This window comes from Streptomyces sp. NPDC047049, from assembly GCF_040643995.1.
Lineage (GTDB): Bacteria > Actinomycetota > Actinomycetes > Streptomycetales > Streptomycetaceae > Streptomyces > Streptomyces mooreae.
In genome coordinates this window covers 710418-732859 of sequence record NZ_JBEYVM010000003.1, presented here as the reverse complement: position 1 = coordinate 732859, position 22442 = coordinate 710418, and the positions used below count along the sequence as shown (strand labels likewise).

22 protein-coding genes are annotated in these 22442 nt (G+C 71.5%); 9 read left to right on the top strand and 13 right to left on the bottom strand.

All coding sequences use genetic code 11. The annotated features are described in order from the left end of the window. Positions 1-32: 32 nt before the first annotated feature. On the top strand, positions 33-1268 hold the full coding sequence (locus ABZ851_RS11225; RefSeq protein ID WP_361124836.1) for an acetate kinase: 1236 nt from the start codon (positions 33-35) through the stop codon (positions 1266-1268). 61 nt (positions 1269-1329) lie between these two features. After that, positions 1330-2757 (top strand): pyruvate kinase, encoded by a 1428-nt coding sequence (pyk, locus tag ABZ851_RS11220; protein WP_336054829.1) that lies wholly within the window; start codon positions 1330-1332, stop codon positions 2755-2757. 110 nt (positions 2758-2867) lie between these two features. On the opposite strand, the gene ABZ851_RS11215 is transcribed toward pyk, so the two are convergent. The 4 genes from ABZ851_RS11215 to ABZ851_RS11200 form a co-directional block, all read right to left on the bottom strand. Next, complete coding sequence (locus ABZ851_RS11215; RefSeq protein ID WP_361124834.1) at positions 2868-4151, bottom strand: hypothetical protein; 1284 nt, start codon at positions 4149-4151, stop codon at positions 2868-2870. Continuing rightward, a complete protein-coding gene (locus ABZ851_RS11210) occupies positions 4141-4707 on the bottom strand; it encodes a DUF6114 domain-containing protein (protein ID WP_361124832.1) in 567 nt (188 codons plus the stop codon). The genes ABZ851_RS11215 and ABZ851_RS11210 overlap by 11 nt, the downstream gene beginning before the upstream one ends. A 131-nt stretch (positions 4708-4838) precedes the next feature. Continuing rightward, complete coding sequence (locus ABZ851_RS11205; protein WP_086716891.1) at positions 4839-5456, bottom strand: DUF6230 family protein; 618 nt, start codon at positions 5454-5456, stop codon at positions 4839-4841. 611 nt (positions 5457-6067) lie between these two features. Next, complete coding sequence (locus ABZ851_RS11200) at positions 6068-7042, bottom strand: tetratricopeptide repeat protein (protein WP_361124830.1); 975 nt, start codon at positions 7040-7042, stop codon at positions 6068-6070. Between the two features lie 404 nt (positions 7043-7446). On the opposite strand from ABZ851_RS11200, the gene ABZ851_RS11195 reads away from it, so the two are divergent. Then, positions 7447-8091 (top strand): TetR/AcrR family transcriptional regulator, encoded by a 645-nt coding sequence (locus ABZ851_RS11195; RefSeq protein ID WP_336050256.1) that lies wholly within the window; start codon positions 7447-7449, stop codon positions 8089-8091. Between the two features lie 58 nt (positions 8092-8149). Here ABZ851_RS11195 and ABZ851_RS11190 read toward each other — a convergent pair whose 3' ends face one another. Continuing rightward, positions 8150-9151, bottom strand: a complete 1002-nt coding sequence (locus ABZ851_RS11190; protein ID WP_361124828.1) for an SDR family NAD(P)-dependent oxidoreductase — start codon at positions 9149-9151, stop codon at positions 8150-8152. Further along, positions 9148-10311: a UDP-N-acetylglucosamine--N-acetylmuramyl-(pentapeptide) pyrophosphoryl-undecaprenol N-acetylglucosamine transferase gene (locus ABZ851_RS11185; protein ID WP_361124826.1), complete on the bottom strand. Its 1164-nt coding sequence runs from the start codon at positions 10309-10311 to the stop codon at positions 9148-9150. Before ABZ851_RS11185 ends, ABZ851_RS11190 begins: the two co-directional genes overlap by 4 nt. A gap of 57 nt (positions 10312-10368) precedes the next feature. Here ABZ851_RS11185 and ABZ851_RS11180 point away from each other — a divergent pair, with 57 nt between their 5' ends. Continuing rightward, positions 10369-11091, top strand: coding sequence for a response regulator transcription factor (locus ABZ851_RS11180; protein ID WP_361124824.1), 723 nt, complete (start codon positions 10369-10371; stop codon positions 11089-11091). Next, positions 11088-12491, top strand: a complete 1404-nt coding sequence (locus ABZ851_RS11175) for a HAMP domain-containing sensor histidine kinase (RefSeq protein WP_361124822.1) — start codon at positions 11088-11090, stop codon at positions 12489-12491. Before ABZ851_RS11180 ends, ABZ851_RS11175 begins: the two co-directional genes overlap by 4 nt. Positions 12492-12533: 42 nt before the next feature. Here the strand turns inward: ABZ851_RS11175 and ABZ851_RS11170 are convergent, their stop codons facing one another. The 5 genes from ABZ851_RS11170 to ABZ851_RS11150 all read right to left on the bottom strand — a co-directional run bounded on the left by ABZ851_RS11170 (position 12534) and on the right by ABZ851_RS11150 (position 18321). Then, a complete protein-coding gene (locus ABZ851_RS11170; RefSeq protein ID WP_336050250.1) occupies positions 12534-14234 on the bottom strand; it encodes a methylmalonyl-CoA mutase family protein in 1701 nt (566 codons plus the stop codon). A 214-nt stretch (positions 14235-14448) separates the two neighbouring features. Beyond that, the gene (locus ABZ851_RS11165) at positions 14449-14781 is read right to left on the bottom strand and encodes a DUF3817 domain-containing protein (protein WP_336050249.1); all 333 of its coding nucleotides are present in this window, start codon (positions 14779-14781) and stop codon (positions 14449-14451) included. An 85-nt stretch (positions 14782-14866) separates the two neighbouring features. Beyond that, positions 14867-15376 carry a MarR family transcriptional regulator gene (locus tag ABZ851_RS11160; RefSeq protein WP_336050247.1) on the bottom strand — a complete coding sequence of 170 codons (510 nt, stop codon included), beginning with the start codon at positions 15374-15376 and terminating at the stop codon, positions 14867-14869. A 70-nt stretch (positions 15377-15446) separates the two neighbouring features. Continuing rightward, positions 15447-16970: a hypothetical protein gene (locus ABZ851_RS11155; RefSeq protein ID WP_361124819.1), complete on the bottom strand. Its 1524-nt coding sequence runs from the start codon at positions 16968-16970 to the stop codon at positions 15447-15449. 46 nt (positions 16971-17016) lie between these two features. Then, on the bottom strand, positions 17017-18321 hold the full coding sequence (locus tag ABZ851_RS11150; RefSeq protein ID WP_361124817.1) for an MFS transporter: 1305 nt from the start codon (positions 18319-18321) through the stop codon (positions 17017-17019). A 78-nt stretch (positions 18322-18399) separates the two neighbouring features. On the opposite strand from ABZ851_RS11150, the gene ABZ851_RS11145 reads away from it, so the two are divergent. Beyond that, on the top strand, positions 18400-19380 hold the full coding sequence (locus ABZ851_RS11145; RefSeq protein ID WP_361124815.1) for a DUF5937 family protein: 981 nt from the start codon (positions 18400-18402) through the stop codon (positions 19378-19380). Positions 19381-19433: 53 nt separating this feature from the next. Here ABZ851_RS11145 and ABZ851_RS11140 read toward each other — a convergent pair whose 3' ends face one another. Both ABZ851_RS11140 and ABZ851_RS11135 read right to left on the bottom strand, forming a co-directional pair. Continuing rightward, positions 19434-19745 carry an MTH1187 family thiamine-binding protein gene (locus ABZ851_RS11140; protein WP_129294148.1) on the bottom strand — a complete coding sequence of 104 codons (312 nt, stop codon included), beginning with the start codon at positions 19743-19745 and terminating at the stop codon, positions 19434-19436. Then, on the bottom strand, positions 19742-20092 hold the full coding sequence (locus ABZ851_RS11135; RefSeq protein ID WP_361124812.1) for a DUF3817 domain-containing protein: 351 nt from the start codon (positions 20090-20092) through the stop codon (positions 19742-19744). Before ABZ851_RS11135 ends, ABZ851_RS11140 begins: the two co-directional genes overlap by 4 nt. 252 nt (positions 20093-20344) lie before the next feature. Here ABZ851_RS11135 and ABZ851_RS11130 point away from each other — a divergent pair, with 252 nt between their 5' ends. The 3 genes from ABZ851_RS11130 to ABZ851_RS11120 are packed head-to-tail and all read left to right on the top strand — an operon-like array spanning position 20345 to position 22436. Beyond that, positions 20345-20983, top strand: coding sequence for an AIM24 family protein (locus tag ABZ851_RS11130; protein ID WP_088800102.1), 639 nt, complete (start codon positions 20345-20347; stop codon positions 20981-20983). Further along, the gene (locus ABZ851_RS11125) at positions 20983-21666 is read left to right on the top strand and encodes an AIM24 family protein (RefSeq protein WP_361124810.1); all 684 of its coding nucleotides are present in this window, start codon (positions 20983-20985) and stop codon (positions 21664-21666) included. The genes ABZ851_RS11130 and ABZ851_RS11125 overlap by 1 nt, the downstream gene beginning before the upstream one ends. Further along, positions 21663-22436, top strand: coding sequence for an AIM24 family protein (locus ABZ851_RS11120; RefSeq protein ID WP_088800099.1), 774 nt, complete (start codon positions 21663-21665; stop codon positions 22434-22436). Before ABZ851_RS11125 ends, ABZ851_RS11120 begins: the two co-directional genes overlap by 4 nt. Positions 22437-22442: the final 6 nt, after the last annotated feature.

Sequence of the window (22442 nt, the reverse complement as noted above, 5' to 3'; positions counted from 1 at the left end):
CCCCGTCCCCGCCCCCCATCGGAAAGCGCTCCATGACTGCCACCGGCACCCGCGTCCTCGTCCTCAATTCCGGCTCCTCGTCATTGAAGTACCAGCTGCTCGACATGGCCGGCCCGCAGTCGGCCGGCGGCTGTGCCGCGGGCCGGCTCGCCGTCGGCCTGGTCGAGCGGATCGGCGAGGAGACCTCCCGTCTGGTCCACACCCCGCTGGCCGCCGGGGGCGACAAGCGCGAGACGGAAGGCCCGATCGCCGACCACGAGGCCGCGCTGAAGGCCGTCGCCGCGGAGCTGTCCGCCGACGGCCTCGGCCTCGACTCGCCGCAGCTGGCCGCGATCGGGCACCGGGTGGTGCACGGCGGGCTGCGGTTCACCGAGCCGACCGTGATCGACGACGCGGTGCTGAAGGAGATCGAGCGGCTGGTGCCGGTCGCCCCGCTGCACAACCCGGCCAACATCACCGGCATCCGCACCGCCCGCGCGCTGCGCCCCGACCTGCCGCAGGTCGCGGTCTTCGACACCGCCTTCCACACCACGATGCCGGAGTACGCGGCCCGCTACGCCCTCGACGTGGCGACCGCCGACGCGCACCGCATCCGCCGCTACGGCTTCCACGGCACCTCGCACGCCTATGTCTCCCGCAAGACCGCGGCGCTGCTGGGCAAGGACCCCTCCGAGGTCAATGTCATCGTGCTCCACCTGGGCAACGGCGCCTCCGCCTCGGCGGTGGCCGGCGGCCGCTGCGTGGACACCTCGATGGGGCTGACCCCGCTGGAGGGCCTGGTCATGGGCACCCGCTCGGGCGACATCGACCCGGCGGTCACCTTCCACCTCAAGCGGGTGGCGGGGATGTCGGAGGACGAGGTCGACGTGCTGCTCAACAAGAAGAGCGGGCTGATCGGGCTGTGCGGCGACAACGACATGCGGGAGATCCGGCGCCGGATCGACGAGGGTGACGAGCGTGCCGCGCTCGCCTTCGACATCTACATCCACCGGCTGAAGAAGTACATCGGCGCCTACAGCGCGGTGCTCGGCCGGGTCGACGCGGTGGCGTTCACGGCGGGCGTCGGGGAGAACGCCGCCCCGGTGCGCGAGGCCGCCGTCGCCGGTCTGGAGGAGATGGGGATGGCCGTGGACGCCACGCTCAACGCCGTACGGTCCGACGAGCCCCGGCTGATCTCGCCGGAGTACGCCCGGGTTGCGGTCGCCGTGGTACCCACGGACGAGGAGCTGGAGATCGCCCAGCAGACATATGCCCTGGTCAGCGCCTAGGTCTCGGTGTTTCCGCCTACCGAAATATTCCGCCGCTAAACAAACCGATAGGATTCCGCCCATGCGCCGTTCCAAAATCGTCTGCACCCTGGGCCCCGCCGTCGACTCCTTCGACCAGCTGAAGACGCTGATCGAGGCCGGCATGAATGTGGCCCGTTTCAACATGAGCCACGGGACCCAGCCGGAGCACGAGGAGCGGTACCACCGCCTCCGCAAGGCCTCCGAGGAGACCGGCCGCGCGGTCGGCGTGCTGGCCGACCTGCAGGGCCCCAAGATCCGTCTGGAGACCTTCGCCGACGGCCCGGTGGAGCTGGTGCGCGGCGACGAGTTCGTCATCACCACCGAGGACGTACCCGGCGACCGGACCATCTGCGGCACGACCTACAAGGGCCTGCCCGGCGATGTGTCCAAGGGCGACCCGGTCCTGATCAACGACGGCAATGTCGCCCTCCAGGTCGTCGAGGTCGACGGCCCGCGGGTGCGCACCATCGTCATCGAGGGCGGGGTCATCTCCGACCACAAGGGCATCAACCTGCCCGGCGCCGCGGTGAACGTCCCCGCGCTGTCCGAGAAGGACATCGAAGACCTCAAGTTCGCCCTGCGGATGGGCTGCGACATGGTCGCGCTGTCCTTCGTGCGGGACGCCAAGGACGTCCAGGACGTGCACCGCGTCATGGACGAGGTGGGCCGCCGGGTCCCGGTCATCGCCAAGGTCGAGAAGCCGCAGGCGGTCGCCAACATGCAGGAGGTCGTGATGGCCTTCGACGCCGTCATGGTCGCCCGTGGTGACCTGGCGGTGGAGTACCCGCTGGAGAAGGTCCCGATGGTGCAGAAGCGCCTGGTGGAGCTGTGCCGCAGGAACGCCAAGCCGGTGATCGTGGCGACCCAGATGATGGAGTCCATGATCACCAACTCCCGGCCGACCCGCGCCGAGGCGTCCGATGTCGCCAACGCCATCCTCGACGGCGCCGACGCGGTGATGCTCTCCGCCGAGTCGTCCGTCGGCGCCTATCCGATCGAGACCGTCAAGACGATGTCGAAGATCGTCGAGGCGGCCGAGGAGGAACTGCTCTCCAAGGGCCTGCAGCCGCTGGTGCCCGGCAAGAAGCCGCGTACGCAGGGCGGTTCGGTGGCCCGCGCGGCGTGCGAGATGGCGGACTTCCTGGACGGCAAGGCACTGATCGCCTTCACCAAGTCCGGTGACACCGCCCGCCGCCTCTCCCGCTACCGCGCGGCCCAGCCCATCCTGGCCTTCACCACCGAGGCGTCCACCCGCAACCAGCTCACGCTGAGCTGGGGCGTCGACGCCTTCGTCGTACCGCACGTCGACAACACCGACGCGATGGTCGACCTGGTGGACGCCGAACTGCTCAAGCTCAAGCGCTACAGCGAGGGCGACACCATGCTGATCACCGCCGGTTCGCCCCCCGGCGTCCCCGGCACCACCAACATGGTCCGGGTGCACCACCTCGGCGGCGAGCAGGCCTGACGCCCCCCGGCACACGAAACGGCGGTGGGCCGCCCCCGGAAGGGGACGGCCCACCGCCGTTTTCTGCGGCTCCCGGCAGGGCCGGTGCTCCCGGCCCGCGCGGGTGGTCCTCAGTCCGTGATCGACTGGTGCAGACCCGGGATGTGGAGATTGCCGCCGAACTGGCCCGCCTGGTCGATCTTCACCTTGGTGAAGTAGGCGAACGGGACGTTGATCGGCGGCGGGTGCTCGGGGTCGAAGACGATCGGGATCAGCCCGAAGAGGTTGCCCTGCAGCCGCTCGGTGTACATCGTCACCTTGCCGCCGCGGATCGTGGACGTCGAGCCCGGGGCGCCCTGGACGTGGTAGTGCTTGCCGGACGTCGGGTCGTCGACGATCTGGTGCAGATCGCCGATGTCGACGCTGTCGGCGGTGAACTTCAGGGCCTGCTTGGTGTGGCCGTTCTGCGTCTGGACGTTGACGACACCCTCGTAGTTCAGGCCGCGCAGGGTGAGCGCGCTGGACTCCAGGTGCCAGGGGTCGTCGGGCAGGGTGGCGGGGGTCTGCTCGGCCTTGCCCTTCTGCTTGTTCTCGACGACGCAGGGGAAGGACTTCTTCCCGTCGGCGTCCTTGCCGTCCAGGCCGCCGCCGGGCAGGGCGTTGTCCGCCGCGCCCACCGCGCCGTGGACGGTGTCGTTGACCGTCTTCGACCCGTTCTTGACGGCGTCCCCGGCCTTGTCCGCACCGTCCTTGAGGCCGTTGACCGTGTCCGTGACCGGCTTGGTGACCTTGTCGGTGGCGGATCCGGAGTCCTCGGACGCGGACGGCGAAGGGCTCGGCGAGGCCGGCTCGGAGGCCGACGGGCTCGGCGACGCCGAGGAGTCGTCGTCCTCCGGCTTGTCGCCGACGAGACCGCCGAGGGCGTCACCGATGCCGCCCAGCAGCCCCCCGTCGTCCTTCTTCTCCTCGGAGGACGACGGCGACGGGGTCGCGGAGCCCGAAGGCTCATCGGTCTTCGAGGAACCGGACGGCGCGGGCTCGGGCGCCTTGCCGGCGTCCTTGCCGGCCGAGGGCGAGGCGGAGGGCTCGCCGGACGGCTTGGCGTCGTCCTTGCCCTGTGCGTCGTCCTTCTTGTCCGCCGTACCGTCCTTGGACTTGGCGTCCTTGTCGTCCACCTTGTCCGGAGCGGTGACGCACGGGCCGTCCTTGAAGGGGCTCTTGGGCGCCGGCTTGGCTATCGCCATCTGGGGCGTCAGCCCCATGCCCATGAGCACGGCGGACGGCATGGCGGCAATGGCTATCGCCTTGCCCGCGGGCACGTGGAGCCGAGTCAGCAGCGGCTTCCTCGGCGCCGCGTGCCTCGGCCCGGTTCTCGCCCCGGCAGCTGCGCTGTCGTGCAGCTCGTCACCCGGCACGGTGCCTCCCGTTCGTTCCGTTGGTCGGGCTCGTTCCTGACAGGTCGTCCAGTCCGTTGACCGGCCCGGGACCGTCGGCCGGCGCGGGGTGCGTGGCGACCACCGGTCCGGCGACCGTCTTACGGGCCGGCTCCTCGGCGTCGTCAGCGCTCCGCTCGGCCTTGCCCGGCGCCCAGGAGACTCCCAGCGCACCGCCGATCAGCCCCAGGAGGAAGCCGATCAGGAAGGCGCCGAAGTTCGAGACGACCAGGGAGACGAGGGAGAGCAGAATCGCCGCCACACCCGCGAAAACGCGCGAAGCGGGCTGGAACCACATGGTCAGGCCGAGCACGACCAGCAGTACGCCGATGATCAGCGAGCCGGCGCCGGCGGTGGTCGCCATGCGGACGGTCAGGGAACCGATCGTGAGATTCGCGTAAGGGATGTACATGATCGGGATGCCGGCCAGCAGAGTCAGCATGCCGCCCCAGAACGGGCGGTGTCCGCGCCACTCCCGGAACGAAAGCCGCTTCCGGCCGATGGTCTCGATCAGCCGTGGTCGCGTGTCGGCGCTCATGTCGTACAGCTCCTCGGGACTGGCAAATCGGTGGTTCTGTGCTGAGGTGTCCTACTGGGCGCTACCCGGCGTACGGGCACGGGGAACGGCGAACGCCGCACAGCTCGCCCCGCGCCCGCACGCTCAGTGCGTCAGTAGCACTCGCTCTTGCCCTTGGCGACGCTCATCTTCAGGCCGCTGAGCTTGAACGTTCCGGCCGTCGTGGCCCATGCCTGCTGCCTGACGTGGGTCAGCGTGGCCGACTCGGCCTGCTGGGCGAACGAGCCGGGGTCGGCCTTGTCGCCCTTGTGCATGCCAGGGCCCTTGGTCGTCGAGCCCGCAGCAACACCGATGTCGATGTTGTTGAAGGTCGCGTCCGCGGACAGCTGGTCCAGGTCGATGTAGAGGTTCTTCGCCTCGACGGGCGTGTCACCGCCACCGGCCGACAGCTTCATCGACACATCGCCGAAGACCGGCACCGGCACGACTACCGACTGGCACAGGTTCTTGATCTTGGCGTTCGAGAACCCCGAGACCGCCACCGGGACCTGCTTGCCGCCCTTCTGGGCGTCAATGGCTCCGTACTGAACAAACCCGGTGCCGTCCAGCCGGTCGGTAGCGACCTTGAACTGCTGGCCGGACACGCTGAACGATGCCGCGAGCGCACCCTGCGAGAGGGCGACACCGATCGCGGCGGTCGCCGCGACGCTCGGCACCATGACGACGGCGAACCGCTTCCATCTGGTCCCGCCACGAGCCAGGGACTCCATGACTTTCCTCCTTCTCGGACGTACATCTCCGGTACGGGCCGCCCCCGTTGGGACAGCCGTGCCTGGGATGGGAGAAGTGCTACGTCCTCGGGAAGGAGAGCGCCTGTCTCGGAGGCACATCGTGTTCCGAACACCGGCGATCACCCCCGAGCGACAACCACTGGCCACGCTCTCGCGCAACCTCTTGGACAGGCCCTGCCGGGTGGGGCAGAGACCCCCCTGTCCACCGCCGGCGACACCTGCCGCCGACCACTCGGTGGGGACCCAAGTGCCCCGCGACACCGACCGGATGCCGGGCTGCGGGAATGGACCGAGCGTGGCCGATCGTGGTCCATTCGGAGCCGCGGCACAAGGGGCTCGTTACTTGCGGGTAACGACCCGATAAACACGCCACGACACACCGAAATCAACTGGGCACACAACGTCGCCACTAACGGTGAGGGGACATTGGGCAATTGCGGACACAGTGCCGCAAGGAGGCCGCTCGGGCTTACTTGAAGTAACAGCGGCCACGATTACCAAGTTTTGGTAAAACGTGGCCGCTGTGTCGTTTGTTCGGGCAACTCGCGGAGGTCGTACTGGTCAGAAGCGGGCGAGTCCGAAGACTGCGGTCAGAACAGCACCCGGGCGAGCGCGGTACGCGCCGCCGTCACCCGCGGATCCTCCGCGCCGATGACCTCGAAGAGCTCCAGCAGCCGTACCCGCGCGGCCTCCCGGTCGTCACCCGCCGAGCGCTTCACCGCGTCGACCAGCCGGCCGAACGCGTCCTCGACGTGGCCGCCGACCAGGTCCAGGTCCGCGGCGCGGATCTGCGCCGGCACATCCGCCGGGTTCTCCGCGGCCTCCTTGCGCACCGCCTGCGGGTCGAGATCCTGCACGCGGCGCAGGAGTTCGGCCTGCGCCAGACCGAGCTTGGCCTCCGGGTTGGCCGGGTCGTCGTTGAGCACGTTCTTGTACGCCTGGACGGCACCGCCCAGGTCGCCGGAGTCCAGCGCCTGGTTCGCGGCCTCCAGCAGTGCGTCATAGGGACCGGCCGGCACCGGGGCCTCGGCCTCCTGCTCCGCCTCGCCCGCGGCCTGCGGGTCGACGGGCGCCCCCACGATGCCGAACTGCTGCTCGGCGGCCTGCACCAGCTGGTCGAGCACCTGGCGGATCTGCGACTCCGGGGCCGCGCCCTGGAAGAGCGGGATCGGCTGCCCCGCGACGACCGCGAAGACCGCCGGGATGCCCTGCACCCCGAACTGCTGGAACAGCATCTGGTTGGCATCGACGTCGATCTTGGCCAGCACGAACTTGCCGGCGTACTCCCCCGCGAGGCGCTCCAGCAGCGGACCCAGCTGCTTGCACGGCTCGCACCACTCGGCCCAGAAGTCAATGACGACCGGGACCTCGGTCGAGCGCTGCAGGACGTCCTGCTGGAACCCCGCCTCGTCGACGTCGAACACCAGGCGGGCACCGCTCGCGGGCGCCCGCCCCGTACGGGCGGCCTCGGCACGTGCCTGCTCCGCCTTCTGCTTCGCTTCCCCCGCCGACTTCACCGCTGCGAGGTCGACGACTCCACTCATGGACATATTGCGTGGCTGCATGGGTCCATCCTCCCCCCTGGGCGGGCCGTTCCGGAAAGCGATCCGGAAAGCGCTGCGGTCTGCGATGCGATCGGTCGTGCGGCGGTGCTGCGAAGAGCCGGTCCGGTGCCGCCACCGGGGGCCGTGTGCCGGGCGCCGCACCCCGCCCGTACGCCCCGCCGGAATGCCGGCGTACGTCCAGGGCCGCTGCCCGTGGTGGCCCCGAGGAGGGCCGGTGTGCGGTCCCGAGGAAGGACCGTCGTGCGCGGCCGCGGGTCCCCACCCACGGCCAGTGGCTGTCACTCTTACGCTACGACCCGTAGCGTAACTCGCCGCCGGTCCCGCATCACCACCGGGTCCGGCCCCGCACGGCGTGATCTGCCTCACGGGCGGCACCTCCCGTACTGCCCGGTATGGTCGCCCGCATGCACCACTCCGCCAGTTCCCGGAAGGGCCGCACGGGCCGCCCGCGCAGCGCCGAGACCGATTTCGCGATCCTGGACGCGACCCGGGCCGCACTCGTCGATCTGGGCTGGGGGCGGCTGACCATGAGCGATGTGGCGGCCCGCGCCGGTGTCGCCAAGACGACGCTCTACCGCCGCTGGGCCAACAAGAACGAGCTCGTCGTGGACGCCGTGGCGGTCCTCTTCGACGAGCTCGAACTCCCCGACCGGGGCTCCTTGCAGTCCGACATCGAGGGCGTGGTGCTGCAGTTCGGGGCGCTGCTCGCGCGGCCGGAGACCAAGACGGCGCTGATGGCCGTGGTGGCCGAGTCCACCGCCGACGAGGCGCTGCGCGAACGGATCCGCTCGGCGATCGTCGACCGCCAGAAGCGGCTGGTCCTGCTCGGCCGCTCGCGCGCCCAGGCCCGCGGCGAGCTGCCTCCGGACGGCCCCGGCGCGGACGGCGAGCGGGCCGCCACCCGCAACATGGACCTGATCTTCGATGTGATCGCCGGGGCGATCGTGCACCGCACGCTGGTCAGCGGGGAGCCCGTGGACGCCGCGTGGGGGCGCGACTTCACGGCCCTCTTCCTCACCGGGCTCTCCGGTCTGGGCGACCGGGGCTGAGCCCGGCCGGGCCGGCGCCGGCCGCGGCGCGGCACCGGGGCGCCCCGCCGCTCCGCCGTCAGACCTGGTAGCGGTCCGCCGCGAACAGGTGCAGGTTCCCGGCCACCCACTCCGACGTCCGCTTCAGCCCCTGCTCCAGGGACACCTCCGGCCGCCACGAAGCCCACTCCCGGGCCCGGGAGTTGTCCGAGAGCAGCCGCTCGACCTCGCTGCCGGCCGGCCGCAGCCGCGCGGGGTCCACCACCACCTCGGCGTCCCGTCCCGATGCCGCTATCAGTGCCTCGGCGAGCGCCCCGATGGCGATCTCCCGCCCGGTGCCGAGGTTGACGACCTCGCCCAGCGCCCGGTCGCAGTCGGCCAGCGCCAGGAAGCCGGCCGCGGTGTCCGTGACGTAGGTGAAGTCGCGGGTCGGGGTGAGCGAGCCCAGCTTGATCTGCCGGGCGCCCGCGTGGAGCTGGGCCAGGATCGTGGGGATCACGGCGCGCGCGGACTGCCGGGGACCGTAGGTGTTGAACGGCCGCACCACCGTCACCGGCAGCTCGAAGGCGTGCCGGTATGACAGCGCCATCATGTCCGCGCCGATCTTCGAGGCGGAGTACGGCGACTGCGGCTGCAGCGGATGGTCCTCGCCGATCGGCGCGGTCAGCGCGGTCCCGTAGACCTCACTGGTGGAGGTGTGCACCAGCCGCCGCACCGCATGCCGCCGGCAGGCCTGGGCGACGTTCTCCGTCCCGACGACGTTCGTCTGCACATACGCGCCGGGCGAGTCGTAGCTGTACGGAATCCCGATCAGCGCGGCCAGGTGGAAGACCGTGTCGCAGCCCTCGACGGCGTCCGTCACCCGGCCCGCGTCGCGCACATCGCCCGCGACCATCTCGACCGGGCCGCCCGGCACGAAACAGTGCGCCAGATTTCCCTTTTCGGCATAGGGCTTGTAGTGGACGAACGCGCGCACCTCGGCGCCCGCCGCCACCAGCATGTCGACCAGGGTCGAGCCGATGAACCCCTCGGCCCCGGTGACCAGGACCCGGCGGCCCGTCCACTGCTGCGTGCTGTTCATGCTGACTCCTTCATCGTGGGGTGGTGGTGGACCTGCGGGTGACCGGCGAGCGCCAGCACCTTGTCGGCCAGCAGGCCGGCGGCCCGCGCATGGGTGCCCGGGTCGGCGGCCGCGGCCATCGCGGCGAGCCGGGCGGGATCGTCGAGAAGCGGGGTGACCAGGGCGTCCAGCCGCTCCGCCGTGGTCTGCGGGTCGGGCAGCAACAGCGCCGCCCCGGCGTCCGAGAGCACCCGGGCGTTATGGGTCTGGTGGTCGCCCGGCGCATGCGGATACGGGACGAGGACGGCCGGCATCCCGATGGTGGCCAGCTCGGCGACGGTCGCCGAACCGGCCCGGCACACCACGAGATCGGCGGCGGCGTACGCCAGATCCATCCGGTCCAGGTACGGCACGGCCTCGGCGACCGCGTCCCCGCCGTTCGCCGCCAGAAGGGCCCGGGTCCGCTCCAGGGCCGCGGGCCCGGTCTTGATCAGCAGCCGCAGGTCACCGCGCGCCCGGTAGCGGCCGGCCAGCCCCACCGCCGCCTCGGTCAGCCGGGCGGCCCCCAGGCTCCCGCCGTTGACCAGCAGCAGCCGCGCGCCGTCCGGTACGCCCAGGGCCCGGCGGGCGGTGGGCCGCGCTCCCGCCCGGTCCAGCTCGGCCAGCGGCCCCACCAGCGGCATGCCGACCGTCTCGGCCCGCTCGCCGCCGGCCAGGTGCGCGCGGCTGCGGTCGAAGGCGAGGGCGAGGTGCGGGGTGAGCCGGGCCGCGAACTTGTTGGCCCGGCCGGGCACCGCGTTGGACTCATGGACCAGGCTCGGCAGCCCGGCCAGCTTGGCCCCGACGATCACCGGGGCGCTGGGATAACCGCCCATACCGACCGCGACCTGGGCTTTCTGTTCCTTGAGAAGGGCCCGGCACTGGGCACCCGAGCGCAGCAGCGCGGCCGGCAGCAGATAGCGTCGGGCGCCGAGCGAGGGGTCGAAGGGGATCATGTCGACGGTGTGCAGCCGGTATCCGGCCCGGGGGATCAGCTCTGTCTCCAGGCCGCGTTCGGTCCCGACGAAGGAGATCACCGCATCGGGCACGGCCCGGCGCAGCGCGTCGGCGAGAGCGAGTCCCGGATAGATGTGGCCGCCGGTGCCGCCCGCACCGATCACGACGGAGAGTGGTGTGCGCATGGCCGCCACGCTCGCGATACGCCCTAAGAAGCTTCTAAGAGAGGTGTTTGGCAGCCTATGTCCATGCCGCCCACGCCCGGGAACTCCCCAGCCCCCAAGATCCTCGTCGTCGACGACCAACCGGAGGTCCGTGCCGCCGTCGAGGACGGCCTCGCCGTGGAGGGCTATACGGTGCGGGGCGCCGCCGACGGACTGGCCGCCCTCTCGGAGGTCGCCGGCTGGCAGCCGGACGTCCTCGTCCTGGACGTGATGATGCCCGTCCTGGACGGCCTGGCCGTCTGCCGCCGGCTGCGCGCCCTGGACGACCGCACCCCGATCCTCGTGCTGACCGCGCTGGACTCGGTCAGCGAACGGGTCGACGGGCTCGACGCCGGCGCCGATGACTACCTCGTCAAACCGTTCGCCCTGGACGAGCTGGTGGCCCGCGTCCGGGCCCTGCTGCGCCGGGCCGCCACCACGGCCGTCGAGGACGCCCGGCTCTCCTTCGACGATCTGGTCGTCGACCCGCTGACCCGCACCGGCCACCGGGCCGGCCGGCCCCTGGAGTTCAGCCGCACCGAATGGGCGCTGCTGGAGCTGCTGTTGCTGCACCCGCGGCAGGTGCTGCCGCGCGAGGTGATCCTGGAACGCGTCTGGGGCCGTGACTTCGGCCCCGACTCCAACTCCCTGGCGGTCTACATCGGTTACCTGCGCCGCAAACTGGAGGCGGGCGGCGAGCCCCGCCTCGTCCACACCGTGCACGGCGTGGGCTACCGCCTGGACCATGCGGAGGGCGCGTGACCGGCACCCGCGGCCTGGGGTCCCGCTGGCGGCGCCGCCGCCCGCTCCGCGCCCGGCTGGCGCTGGCCGCCTCGTCCGCGGTGGCACTGGTGGCGGTCGGCGTCTGTGCGGCCGCGTTCGTCCTCATCGACTACCAGATGACCCGCCAGCTCGAGCGCAATCTGGCCCTGACGTCCACCGAGGTCATGCGCGAGCGCCAGGACTGGGGCCCCACGCCGAGCGACACCCTCTGCCAGTACCCGGCCTCGTCCTGCTTCCAGATCGTGCCCGCCGACCCCGCCAAGGATCCGCGCAAGCCCTATGGACTGCCCGTCTCCGACGCCACCCGGAAGGTCGCCGCCGGCCGGCACGCGGCGTTCTACAGCGAGCTGACCGTCGCCGGGCAGCCGGTCCGGATGTTCACCACGCGCCTGACGGGCAAGGACGAGGCGGTGCAGGTCGCCCTGCGCTCCGACTCCGTCGACCGGAGCGTGGAGCAGGCCGCCCTGGCGCTGTCCGCGGTCGGCGGCGCCGGCGTCCTGCTGGCCGGCGCACTCGGCTACTGGGTGTCCCGTACGGGCCTGGCGCCGGTCGCCCGGCTCACCTCCACCGCGGAACGCATCGCCGCCACCCGCGACGCCCGCCACCGCATCGAACTGCCCCCGGGCCCGCCCGCCCGGGAGGACGAGATCACCCGCCTGGCCACCAGCTTCAACACCATGCTCGGCGAGCTCGAACAGTCCGTCACCGCGCAGCGCCGCCTGGTCGCCGACGCCTCCCACGAGCTGCGCACCCCGCTGACGGCGCTGCGCACCAACGCCGAACTCCTGGCCCGCGCCGGCCGGCTGACCGATGCCCAGCGCGACCGTGCCTCGGCAGCGCTGGGCCGCCAGCTGCGCGAGGTCACCACCCTGGTCAACGACCTGATCGAACTGGCCCGTGACGAGGAGCCGCAGCCCCTGGTGGAGCAGGTGCGCCCGGCCGCCCTCCTGGAGCACGCGGTGGGCGTGGCCCGCGAACACTGGCCGGAGATCACCTTCACCACCGCGATCGAGCCCGCCGCGGCCGGTGTCGCGATCCCCGGTGTGCCGCCCCGGCTGTCCCGGCTGCTGTCCAACCTCCTCGACAACGCCGCGAAGTTCTCCCCGCCGGGCGGCCCGGTCGACACCGAACTCACCTTCTCCTCAGGCGAGTTGGACCTGACGGTCCGCGACCACGGCCCCGGCATCGCCGAGGCCGACCTCCCCCATGTCTTCGACCGCTTCTACCGCGCCGAGGCGGCCCGCGCCCTGCCCGGCTCCGGCCTGGGCCTGGCCATGGCCCGCCAGATCGCCCGCGCCCACGACGCCGAACTCACCGCCGAGCGGGCGCCGGGGGGCGGGGCGCTGTTCCGCCTGCGGATGCCCCTCGCGGCGCCGTAGCCCTGCCGCCAACGGCCGTCGGCAGCAGGGCGGACGGCCGGCTCAGAACCCTGCCGGTTCCGTGTAGACCCCCCACTCGTCCCGCAGCACACCGCAGATCTCGCCGAGCGTCGCCTCGGCCCGTACGGCGTCCAGCATCGGCTCGATCATGTTGCCGCCGGCCCGGGCGGCTTCCAGCATCGCCTTGAGGGAGGCCTGGACCCGGGCGTCGTCACGGGCCTCCTTGCGGGCCGCGAGCACCCGCACCTGCTCGCGCTCGACCTCGTGGCTGACCCGCAGGATCTCCAGATCGCCGGTGACCGAGCCGTGGTGGCAGTTGACGCCGACGACCTTCTTGTCGCCCTTCTCCAGCGCCTGCTGGTAGCGGAAGGCGGATTCGGCGATCTCGCCGGTGAACCAGCCGTCCTCGATGCCGCGCAGGATGCCGGAGGTCATCGGGCCGATCGGGTGCTCGCCGTGGGGGACCGCCCGCCGGCCGCGCTCCTTGATCTGCTCGAAGATCTTCTCGGCGTCCGCCTCGATCCGGTCGGTCAGCGACTCGATGAACCACGAGCCGCCGAGCGGGTCCGCCACGTTGGCGACGCCGGTCTCCTCCATCAGCACCTGCTGGGTGCGCAGCGCGATCTCCGCGGCCTGCTCACTGGGCAGCGCCAGGGTCTCGTCCAGCGCGTTGGTGTGCAGCGAGTTGGTGCCGCCGAGCACGGCCGCCAGCGCCTCCACGGCGGTCCGTACGACGTTGTTGTACGGCTGCTGGGCGGTCAGCGAGACCCCGGCGGTCTGGGTGTGGAAGCGCAGCCACTGCGCCTTCTCGCTCGTCGCGCCGTAGACGTCCCGCATCCAGCGGGCCCAGATCCGGCGCGCGGCGCGGAACTTGGCGATCTCCTCGAAGAAGTCCAGGTGCGCGTCGAAGAAGAAGGACAGGCCGGGGGCGAAGGTGTTGACGTCCAGGCCGCGGGAGAGGCCGAGCTCCACGTACCCGAAGCCGTCGGCGAGCGTGTACGCCAGCTCCTGTGCGGCCGTCGCGCCCGCCTCGCGGATGTGGTAGCCGGAGACCGAGAGCGGCTTGTACGCGGGGATGCCGCGCGCGCAGTGCTCCATCAGGTCGCCGATCAGGCGCAGATGCGGCTCGGGCTGGAAGAGCCATTCCTTCTGGGCGATGTACTCCTTGAAGATGTCCGTCTGCAGGGTGCCGTTGAGGACGCCCGGGTCGATGCCCTGCCGTTCGGCGGCCACCAGGTACATGCAGAAGACCGGGACGGCGGGCCCGCTGATCGTCATGGACGTCGTGACGTCCCCCAGCGGGATGTCCTTGAACAGGACCTCCATGTCGGCCGCCGAGTCGATGGCGACACCGCAGTGGCCGACCTCGCCCAGCGAGCGCGGGTCGTCGGAGTCCCGGCCCATGAGGGTGGGCATGTCGAACGCGACGGAGAGGCCGCCGCCGCCCGCCTTGAGGATCATCTTGTAGCGCTCGTTGGTCTGCTCGGCGTTGCCGAAACCGGCGAACTGGCGGATCGTCCAGGTCCGCCCGCGGTAGCCGGTCGGGTACAGCCCCCGCGTGAAGGGGTACTCGCCCGGCCACCCGATCCGCTCGAACCCCTCGACCGAGTCTCCGGGCCGGGGCCCGTACGCCGGCTCGACGGGATCACCCGAAAGCGTGGTGAAGTCCGCGTCCCGCTTCCGGGCGGAGTCGTACCGAGCCTGCCAGCGGCGGCGGCCCTCATCGATCGCGTCAGCGTCCATACCCCCGAATTTACTTGGACGTCCTAGTACTTGTCGACGGGAGAGCGCCACGAGTTGCCCCACGCGTCACGCGGGTCACATTCCGTAACGGACTTCGCGCCAGCACAAACGCGCCCGCCCGATACCGGGACAGGCGCGTATGAGCAGGTCGGCAGGGGTGCGGCGCACCACGCCGGGGCGGTCCGGGTGCGGTCAGGCCTTCACCCGGCGGCGGTCAGGCCTTCACCGGCTCCGGAGCGTCATCGGCGATCAGCGGCTCGACCTCCCGCGCCACCTGGCGCTCCACGAAGAAGGCGGCGGTGGGGATGGTGCCCGCGATCAGCACCCACAGCAGCTTGCCGAACTTCCACTTGGCCTTGGAGCCCAGGTCGAAGGCGAACACCAGGTAGATGATGTAGAGCACGCCGTGGATCTGCGAGACGACGAGGGTGAGGTCCTTGCCCATCCCGAAGCCGTACTTGAAAACCATGCACGTGCAGAGCACCAGCAGCATCACGGCGGTGATGTAGGCCATCGCCCGGTAACGGGTCAGGACGCTTCGCTTCATGCCCCGAGCGTAACGGCCCGTTCCGGGGCGATCTTCGCCGCCCCCCGGCTCACACGGGGCCCGCCGGACCGGGCGGCGGCGCCCGCTACTCGTCCTGGAAGTCCTCCGCCGCCACCCGCAACGGCCGCAGCATCGCGAAGATCTCCCCGCACTCCTCGGCGTCGTACGCCCCGAGCCCGAAGTCCATCGCCATCAGGTCGCGGGTCGCCGCGTCGCAGACCTCACGGCCCTTGTCCGTGATGCTGGCGAGCGTGCCCCGCCCGTCGTTCGGGTTCGGCCGCTTGGCCACGAGACCGGACTTCACCAGCCGGTCGACGGTGTTGGTCACCGAGGTCGGATGCACCATCAGCCGCTCACCGATCTTGGACATCGGCAGCTCACCGGCCTTGGAGAAGGTCAGCAGCACCAGCGCCTCGTAGCGCGCGAAGGTCAGCCCGTACGGCTTGACCACCGCGTCCACCTCGGCCAGCAGGATCTGATGGGCGCGCATGATCGAGGTGATGGCGGCCATCGAGGGCACGGCGCCCCATCGCTGCTGCCACAGTTCGTCGGCGCGCGCGATGGGATCGAAAGCAAGGCTGAGCGGCTTCGGCACGCTTGTGACCCTACCGGGCGGTCATATGGTGGTCAGCCGTGTCTCGCCAACTGAGCAGCATCCGGGATGGTCAGCCGGTAGCCCGGCCCGCCTCGGAGCACCGGGAGGTGTGGTCTCCCACGGGCACCGACGTCACCTCACCCGAAGGTACCTTCAGCGGCTGACGGCGGTGGACGTCCCACAGCGCGAGCGTCCCGCCCGCGCTCCCGAGCAGCAGATACGGCCGGCGGGGTACGAGCACACCGCCCTCCGCAGCGATCCGGGGCTTGAGCGGCTCGATACAGGTCAGCTGGGGCTCAATGCCGTAGTAGGAGCCCGGAGCCTGGTGGCCGGCGGCCCGGTGCCAGGCGTGTTCCCCCGCCCGCGCCGCGTGGAGCGACACCTGGAGCAGCGGTAGCAGCGTGCAGAAGACGCCCGTCAGGGCGATCGCCGTGACGGGTATCCACCGGTGCGTGACCACCTGGTGGAAGTGTTTGGCGTAACCCCACCCGGCGGCCACCAGGAGCCAGGCAGGCAGCACCGGCAGGAAGCTGAGTGCCGCGATCACGCGCCAGACGGCGGGCACGTCGACATCGTCGGGCGTCAGGCCGAACGGGGCGAGGTAGAGCCAGTGGACCACGCCGCCCAGTGCGGGCGTCAGGGTCAAGACCGCGGAGGCGACCAGGGGCACTACCCACTGCAGCGCCTCGCGCAGACTGGTCCACTGCCGGACCAGCGCCCGGATGCCGCCCGCCAAAAAGGCCGCAATGGCGAGGAGCAGGGACACCCACCAAACCCTTGTGTGATCTCCGGAGACGGTGCTGACCAGCCATCCCGTCAGTGTCGACGCGGCGGACGCCACACTTCCGGTGACCCTGGCACCGCGCTGTCGCTCCGGATGGGCGACCCGGTGCAGCAGCCACCCCGAGAGTGCAGCCGTCCCGCAGGCCGTCACCGCAGCGAGGGCACCATAGACCGACATCGGCCCCACGGCGCTCAGTGCCACACCGGCGAACAGCGCCACCAGCGTCGTGATGACCAAAGGCGCGGCCCCCGGCGCCGCCCCGGGCGTCGGCGGGACCGTCGTTGGCTCGGCGGCTGCCCACCCCAGCCTGACGTCCATGGGCGCCGCGGTGGAGCCGGACCCTTCCGGGGCAGGCACGGCTCGCGCGGCCTCCCGCGCCCGGTCCCGAGTGGCCGCCCCCACCACGGGGCCGGTGTCACGGATACCGGCCAGCACCGCAAGACGATCGCGTAGGCCCTGGCGTGCGGGGGCGCGGTGGACCGCCCACAAGGGACGGTTGTCCTCGCCGACCGTGTACGCCTGGGCGTGGTGGACCCGGACATCGAGCGCGCGGAGTGACCGCCACGCCGTCAGTTCCAGAGCAGCGGCACGCTCCGCCCCTCGGCGCGCGCCCTTGAGACGCGCCTCGACCAACAAGAACGTCCCGGGCGCCGTGGCCTGGGCAAAGTGCGTGCGCTCCTCCGGCGCGAGATCACGAACGACCGGCCAGCGCCGTTCCGCCAGCGACTCGTCGAGCAATTCCCGGTCCGTCGCGTCCCCGTGGAACTCCACGACCATCCGCACCCGCCGGTCGAATTCCCCGCCGGTCACTACCTCTCCCCCGTGTTTCGGCTTCTCGCCCGGTTGACGCACCGGATTATCCCCGACGGTCTGCGCCCGTACGCCGCACCTCCCGGATCACCAGCAGGACGCACCCCGCCCCCACCACTCCGGCCGCCGGCATCACGACCCGCAGCGGGGCGACCTCCGCGGCGGCGCCGGCCAGCCCCATCGCCAGCCCCATCACCGTCATCCGCCCGGCCTGCATCACGGTCATCGCCTGCCCCAGCAGCCTTTCGGGGACCGCGTCGACGAACCAGCGGTCGACCCCGAAGTTGTACGAGATCCCGGTGCCGGTCAGTACGAGCAGCAGCACCGCCCAGCCGAGGGAGGGCTGCGCGGCGAAGCCGAGCGAGGGCAGCACGGCGAAGAGCCCCACGGGGAAAGTGAGCCGGGTGCGGGCGTGCGGGGTGAGGAAGGAGCCCGCCACGGTCTCGGCCAGCACCGCCCCGACGGGCATGCTGCACATCAGCAGCCCCGTGCCGGCCGGGCCGGCGCCGAGCAGGCCCCCGTAGGCGACCAGCAGCGCCTCGGGGATCACGACGAAGGCCGGCGGCAGCCACGTCAGCAACAGCAGCGCCCGTACCCGGCGGTCGGCCAGCAGCCGCCGGCCGCCGTCCAGCGAGGCCCCCAGCAGCGCGCCGCGCCCCGGGCCCCGGGCCCCGTCACGGGCCGGCCGCGCCAGGGTTCCCAGCCGCAGCAGCAGGGCCGACCCGAGGAACGTACCGGCGGTGAGCGCCAGTACCCCTCTCGGCGCCACCGCGACGAGCAGCAGGCCCCCGGCCCCGAACCCGGCGAGCTGCGCGCTCTGGTTGACGAGGCGGATCACCGACCGCCCCAGCACGAACAGCTCCCCCTCACCCAGGATCTCCCCCAGCGTCGCCGCGCGGGTCCCGGCGAAGACCGGCGCGATGGCCGCGAGCACACAGCGCAGCACCAGCAGGACCGCGACCGGCACGCCCGGCGCCACCATCCCCGCCGCCGCCAGCGCGCACAGCGCATCGCAGCCGACCAGCACCCGCCGGGCCGGATACCGGTCGGCGACCGCGGACAGCAGCGTCCCGCCGATGACGTACGGCAGCAGGCCCAGCGCGAAGGTCAGGGCGCTCAGCAGCGGCGACGCGGTGCGCTCGAAGACCAGGACGGACAGGGCGAGCTCGCAGACGACCACGCCGAGCGAGGACAGCAGATGCGCGGCGAAGACGTACCGGAACTCCGGGACGGCGAAGACGGCGCGATAGCCGGCCGGGCGGGCCCCCTCGGCACTCGGTCCGGCGGTGGCTCCGCCGTCGGGGCGGGCGGAACGGCCCGGCGAAGCGGGCCCGGAAGGCGGCGACGACATGTCCGCAGCCTGCCGGAGCCCGGTGGTGGCCCGTACTCTTTCGACCACAGCCGAATCCTGGGCGTGGGGGGCACGGGCATGCCGGTCAATCTGCACTTCGGCGCCGACGATCTGCTCCGCATCCGGTTCGCCGTCTCACCGCTGTGCGAGACCCATGAGGCCGTACGGACCCTGCGCCACGCCGACCGGCACGGCTACCACACGCCGTGGCTGCGCCGGATGCGCGAGAAGCTGGCCGGCCTGGACCTGACACCGCTGTGGCGGTTCATGCCGTCGTCGGGTTACACACCGGACTTCCTGGGCCGCCCGCCGGACACCCCGATGACCGGCTTCGACGAGGAGCTGGCCCGGCTGCGGGCCACCGACCCCGCCCTGGCCCGCGCCGAGATGGCCGCGTCGCTGGCGTGCACGCCGGGTGGTGCACGGTCGGAGCGCGGCCGGGCGGCGCTGGCGGACCCGGCGGGCGCCGTCCAGGAGCTGGCCGAGGTCACCGAGCGGGCCTGGCGGACGCTGATCGCCGCGGACTGGCCCCGGCTGCGGGCGCTGCTGGAGGCCGAGATCGCCTACCGCTCTCGCCAGTTGGCGGGCGGCGGGCTGCAGCGGCTGTTCGCCGATCTGCATCCGCGGGTGTCCTGGTCGGGCGGCACCCTCACCGTCCGTACCCGCACCGAGGTCGCCCGGATGCAGGATCTGGCAGGCCGCGGGGTGCTGCTGCTGCCCAGCGTCTTCGTCTGGCCGGACGTGGTCAGCGGATTCAAGCCGCCCTGGCAGCCCACCGTCATCTATCCGGCGCGCGGGGTCGGCGGGCTGTGGACCGAGCCGGAGACCGGCCCGGCGCTGGCGCGGCTGCTGGGAGCGAACCGGGCCGCCGTACTGGCCGCCCTGGACGCCCCGGCGACCACGACGGCCCTGGCCCACCGGCTCGGTCTGGCGCCGTCCTCCGTCTCGGGGCATCTGTCCGTACTGCGCGACGCCGGCCTGCTGGCCTCCCGCCGGCACGGACACCAGGTGCTCTACGAGCGCACCCCGCTGGGGATCACGCTGGCGGCGGGAGGGTGAGGCCCGCCCGGCCGCTCCGGGCGCCACGGGGGCCCCGGCCCGGGGGCCACCGCTCAGGAGCGGCGGGCGTCGCCCTCGGCGAGGTACCGCTCCACGGTCTCCACCTTCGAGGTCAGTCCGTCCGTGACGCCGGGCCGGATATCGGCCTTGAGCACCAGGGAGACCCGGCCGGAGCGCGCCTCGACGGCCGCGACCGCGCGCTTGACGACGTCCATGACCTCGTCCCACTCCCCTTCGAGGGAGGTGAACATCGCGTCCGTACGGTGCGGCAGCCCCGACTCGCGGACGACCCGGACCGCGTCGGCGACGTACTCGCCGACGTCCTCGCCGACCCCCAGGGGGCTCACGGAGAAGGCGACGATCATGTGTTCAGGACGCCTTCCTTGCGGGCGCGGGCCGCGATCACACCGGCCTCTTCCTCGCGCTTGAGCACCTTGTCCCCGTAGAGGCCGCCGAACGGCACGATCGCCAGCACGAAGAAGAAGGCGACGCGCTTGAAGGGCCACTTGGTGCGGTTCCACACGTCCAGCAGCAGCACCACATACGTGATGAACAGCAGCCCGTGGATCAGACCGAGCGGCATCACCAGGGAGTCGTAGTCGAAGGCCAGGCGGAAGCCGGTGCCGAAGATCAGCAGCGCCGGGAAGGAAAGCGCCTCCGGGATGGATGCCAGGCGCAGTCGGTGCAGCGCGGCGGCGGTCTTGATGTCCACGGGAACCTCGTTCGGGTGGCAGATGGGCGTCGGCGCGCAGCGCCGTCTTCTGGGGGTGGAGGTCGGGCGGTCCGGCTTGTGCAAGAGTTCACAAGCTTCGCCCCATTGTTACAGCCGCCTCGGCGATCACCGCGCCGGGGGGAGGTGCGGGGCGCCCCCGGGCCGGCCCCCGGCGAAATTCCGGGCGTATCAGGGCGATATCAGGGCCGAAGGACCTGCCCCGGGCGGCCGCGGCCGACTACCGTCTGATCCGTGGCTCAGTTTCGGCTCCAGGGGAGCAAGGTGCTCGCCGTCGATATGACGGGCGATGCCGTCAAGGCGAAAAACGGTGCGATGGTCGCGTACGACGGCCAGATGTCCTTCAAGAAGATGTCCGGTGGCGGCGAGGGCCTGCGGGGCATGGTCACCCGGCGGCTGACGGGTGAGCAGATGGCCGTGATGGAGGTGAAGGGCCACGGCACCTGCTACTTCGCGGACCGCGCCGGCGAGATCAACCTGGTGCAGCTGCAGGGCGAGAAGCTGTACGTCGAGGCGAGCAATCTGCTGTGCACGGACGCCGCGCTGCGGACGGGCACGACCTTCACCGGCCTGCGCGGCGCCTCCCAGGGCAACGGCCTGTTCACCACCACCGTCGAGGGCAGCGGCCAGGCGGCGATCACCTCCGACGGCCCCGCGGTGGTGCTGCGGGTCACCAAGCAGTACCCCCTCCAGGTCGACCCGGGCGCCTATGTGGCGCACACCGGCGACCTCAAGCAGCACTTCCAGACCGGGGTGAACTTCCGCACCGTCCTCGGAGAGGGCTCCGGCGAGTCCTTCCAGATCCGCTTCGAGGGCGAGGGCCTGGTCTACGTACAGCCCAGCGAGCGCAACACGGTGGGGGGTGAGGTCTGATGCCGTTCACGGCGCTCAACTCCCGCATGGTGGAGGCCCGGATCGGCCCGGGCCAGCGGCTCTTCAGCCAGCGCGGCGCGATGCTCGCCTACCGCGGCGAGGTCACGTTCACGCCCAGCATCCAGGGCGGCCAGGGCGGCGTCGGATCCATGATCGGCCGCCGGATCGCCGGCGAGGCCACGCCCTTGATGACCGTGGAAGTCCCCCAAGGCCTTAATGGCCAGGGAGGTGCCCCCATCGCCACCGTCATGTTCGGCCACGGCGGCCATCACGTCCATGTCGTCGACCTGACCGGCGAGACGCTGTACGTCGAGGCCGACCGGCTGCTGGCCTTCGACGGCTCGCTCCAGCAGGGCACGATGTTCATGGGCTCGCAGGGCGGCGTGATGGGCATGGTGCGCGGCCAGGTCACCGGCCAGGGCCTGTTCACCACGACCCTCAAGGGCGTCGGCTCGGCCGCGGTGATGGCGCACGGCGGCGTGATCGAACTGCCGATCACGCCCCAGCGCCCGGTCCATGTCGACCCGCAGGCCTATGTCGCCCACCGCGGCGACGTCCGCAACAAACTGTCCACGGCGCTCGGCTGGCGCGACATGGTCGGCCGCGGCTCGGGCGAGGCCTTCCAGCTGGAGCTGTCGGGCCAGGGCACCGTCTACGTCCAGGCGTCGGAGGAAAAGCTGTGACCGGTCCCGTCGTCCACGACGCCTCGTCGCTCCCCGCCGACGACAACGTCAACGCGTACGCCTTCAGCGTCGACCTGAACGGCCAGTGGTTCCTGCAGAAGGGGAAGATGATCGCCTACTACGGGCAGATCGACTTCCACGGCATCGGACACGGCCGCCTGGACCGCCTGATCGCCGGAAGTTTCCATTCGCCACTGCACGCCGCGGACTGGGTGGTCGCCGAGGGCCGCGGAAAAATGCTGCTCGCGGACCGTGCCTTCGACGTGAACTCCTTCGATCTGGAGGACGGCAACCTGACGATTCGCTCCGGCAATCTGCTCGCGTTTCAGCCATCTCTGGCGCTGAAGCAGTCGATCATCCCGGGCTTCCTCACGCTCATCGGGACCGGCAAGTTCGTGGCCGCTTCCAACGGCCCGGTGGTCTTCATGGAACCGCCGATCCGGGTCGACCCGCAGGCGCTCGTCGGCTGGGCCGACTGCCCCTCCCCCTGCCACCACTACGACCACCAGTACCTGCGGGGATTCCTGGGCGGGCTGCGGGCCCACACCGGCATCGGCGGAGCCTCCGGCGAGGAGCACCAGTTCGAGTTCGTCGGCGCCGGCACGGTCCTGCTGCAGTCCACCGAGCAGCTGATGCCGGAGCTGGCAACCGGCGCGGTGCCCACCGAGGCGGGCGTTCCGGGCGGGGGCGGACACGTTCCGCAAAGTGGCTCACAACTGCCCCAGCTCCCCGGCAACCTCGGGAGCCTCCAACGCCGCTTCGGGCTGTGAGCGATA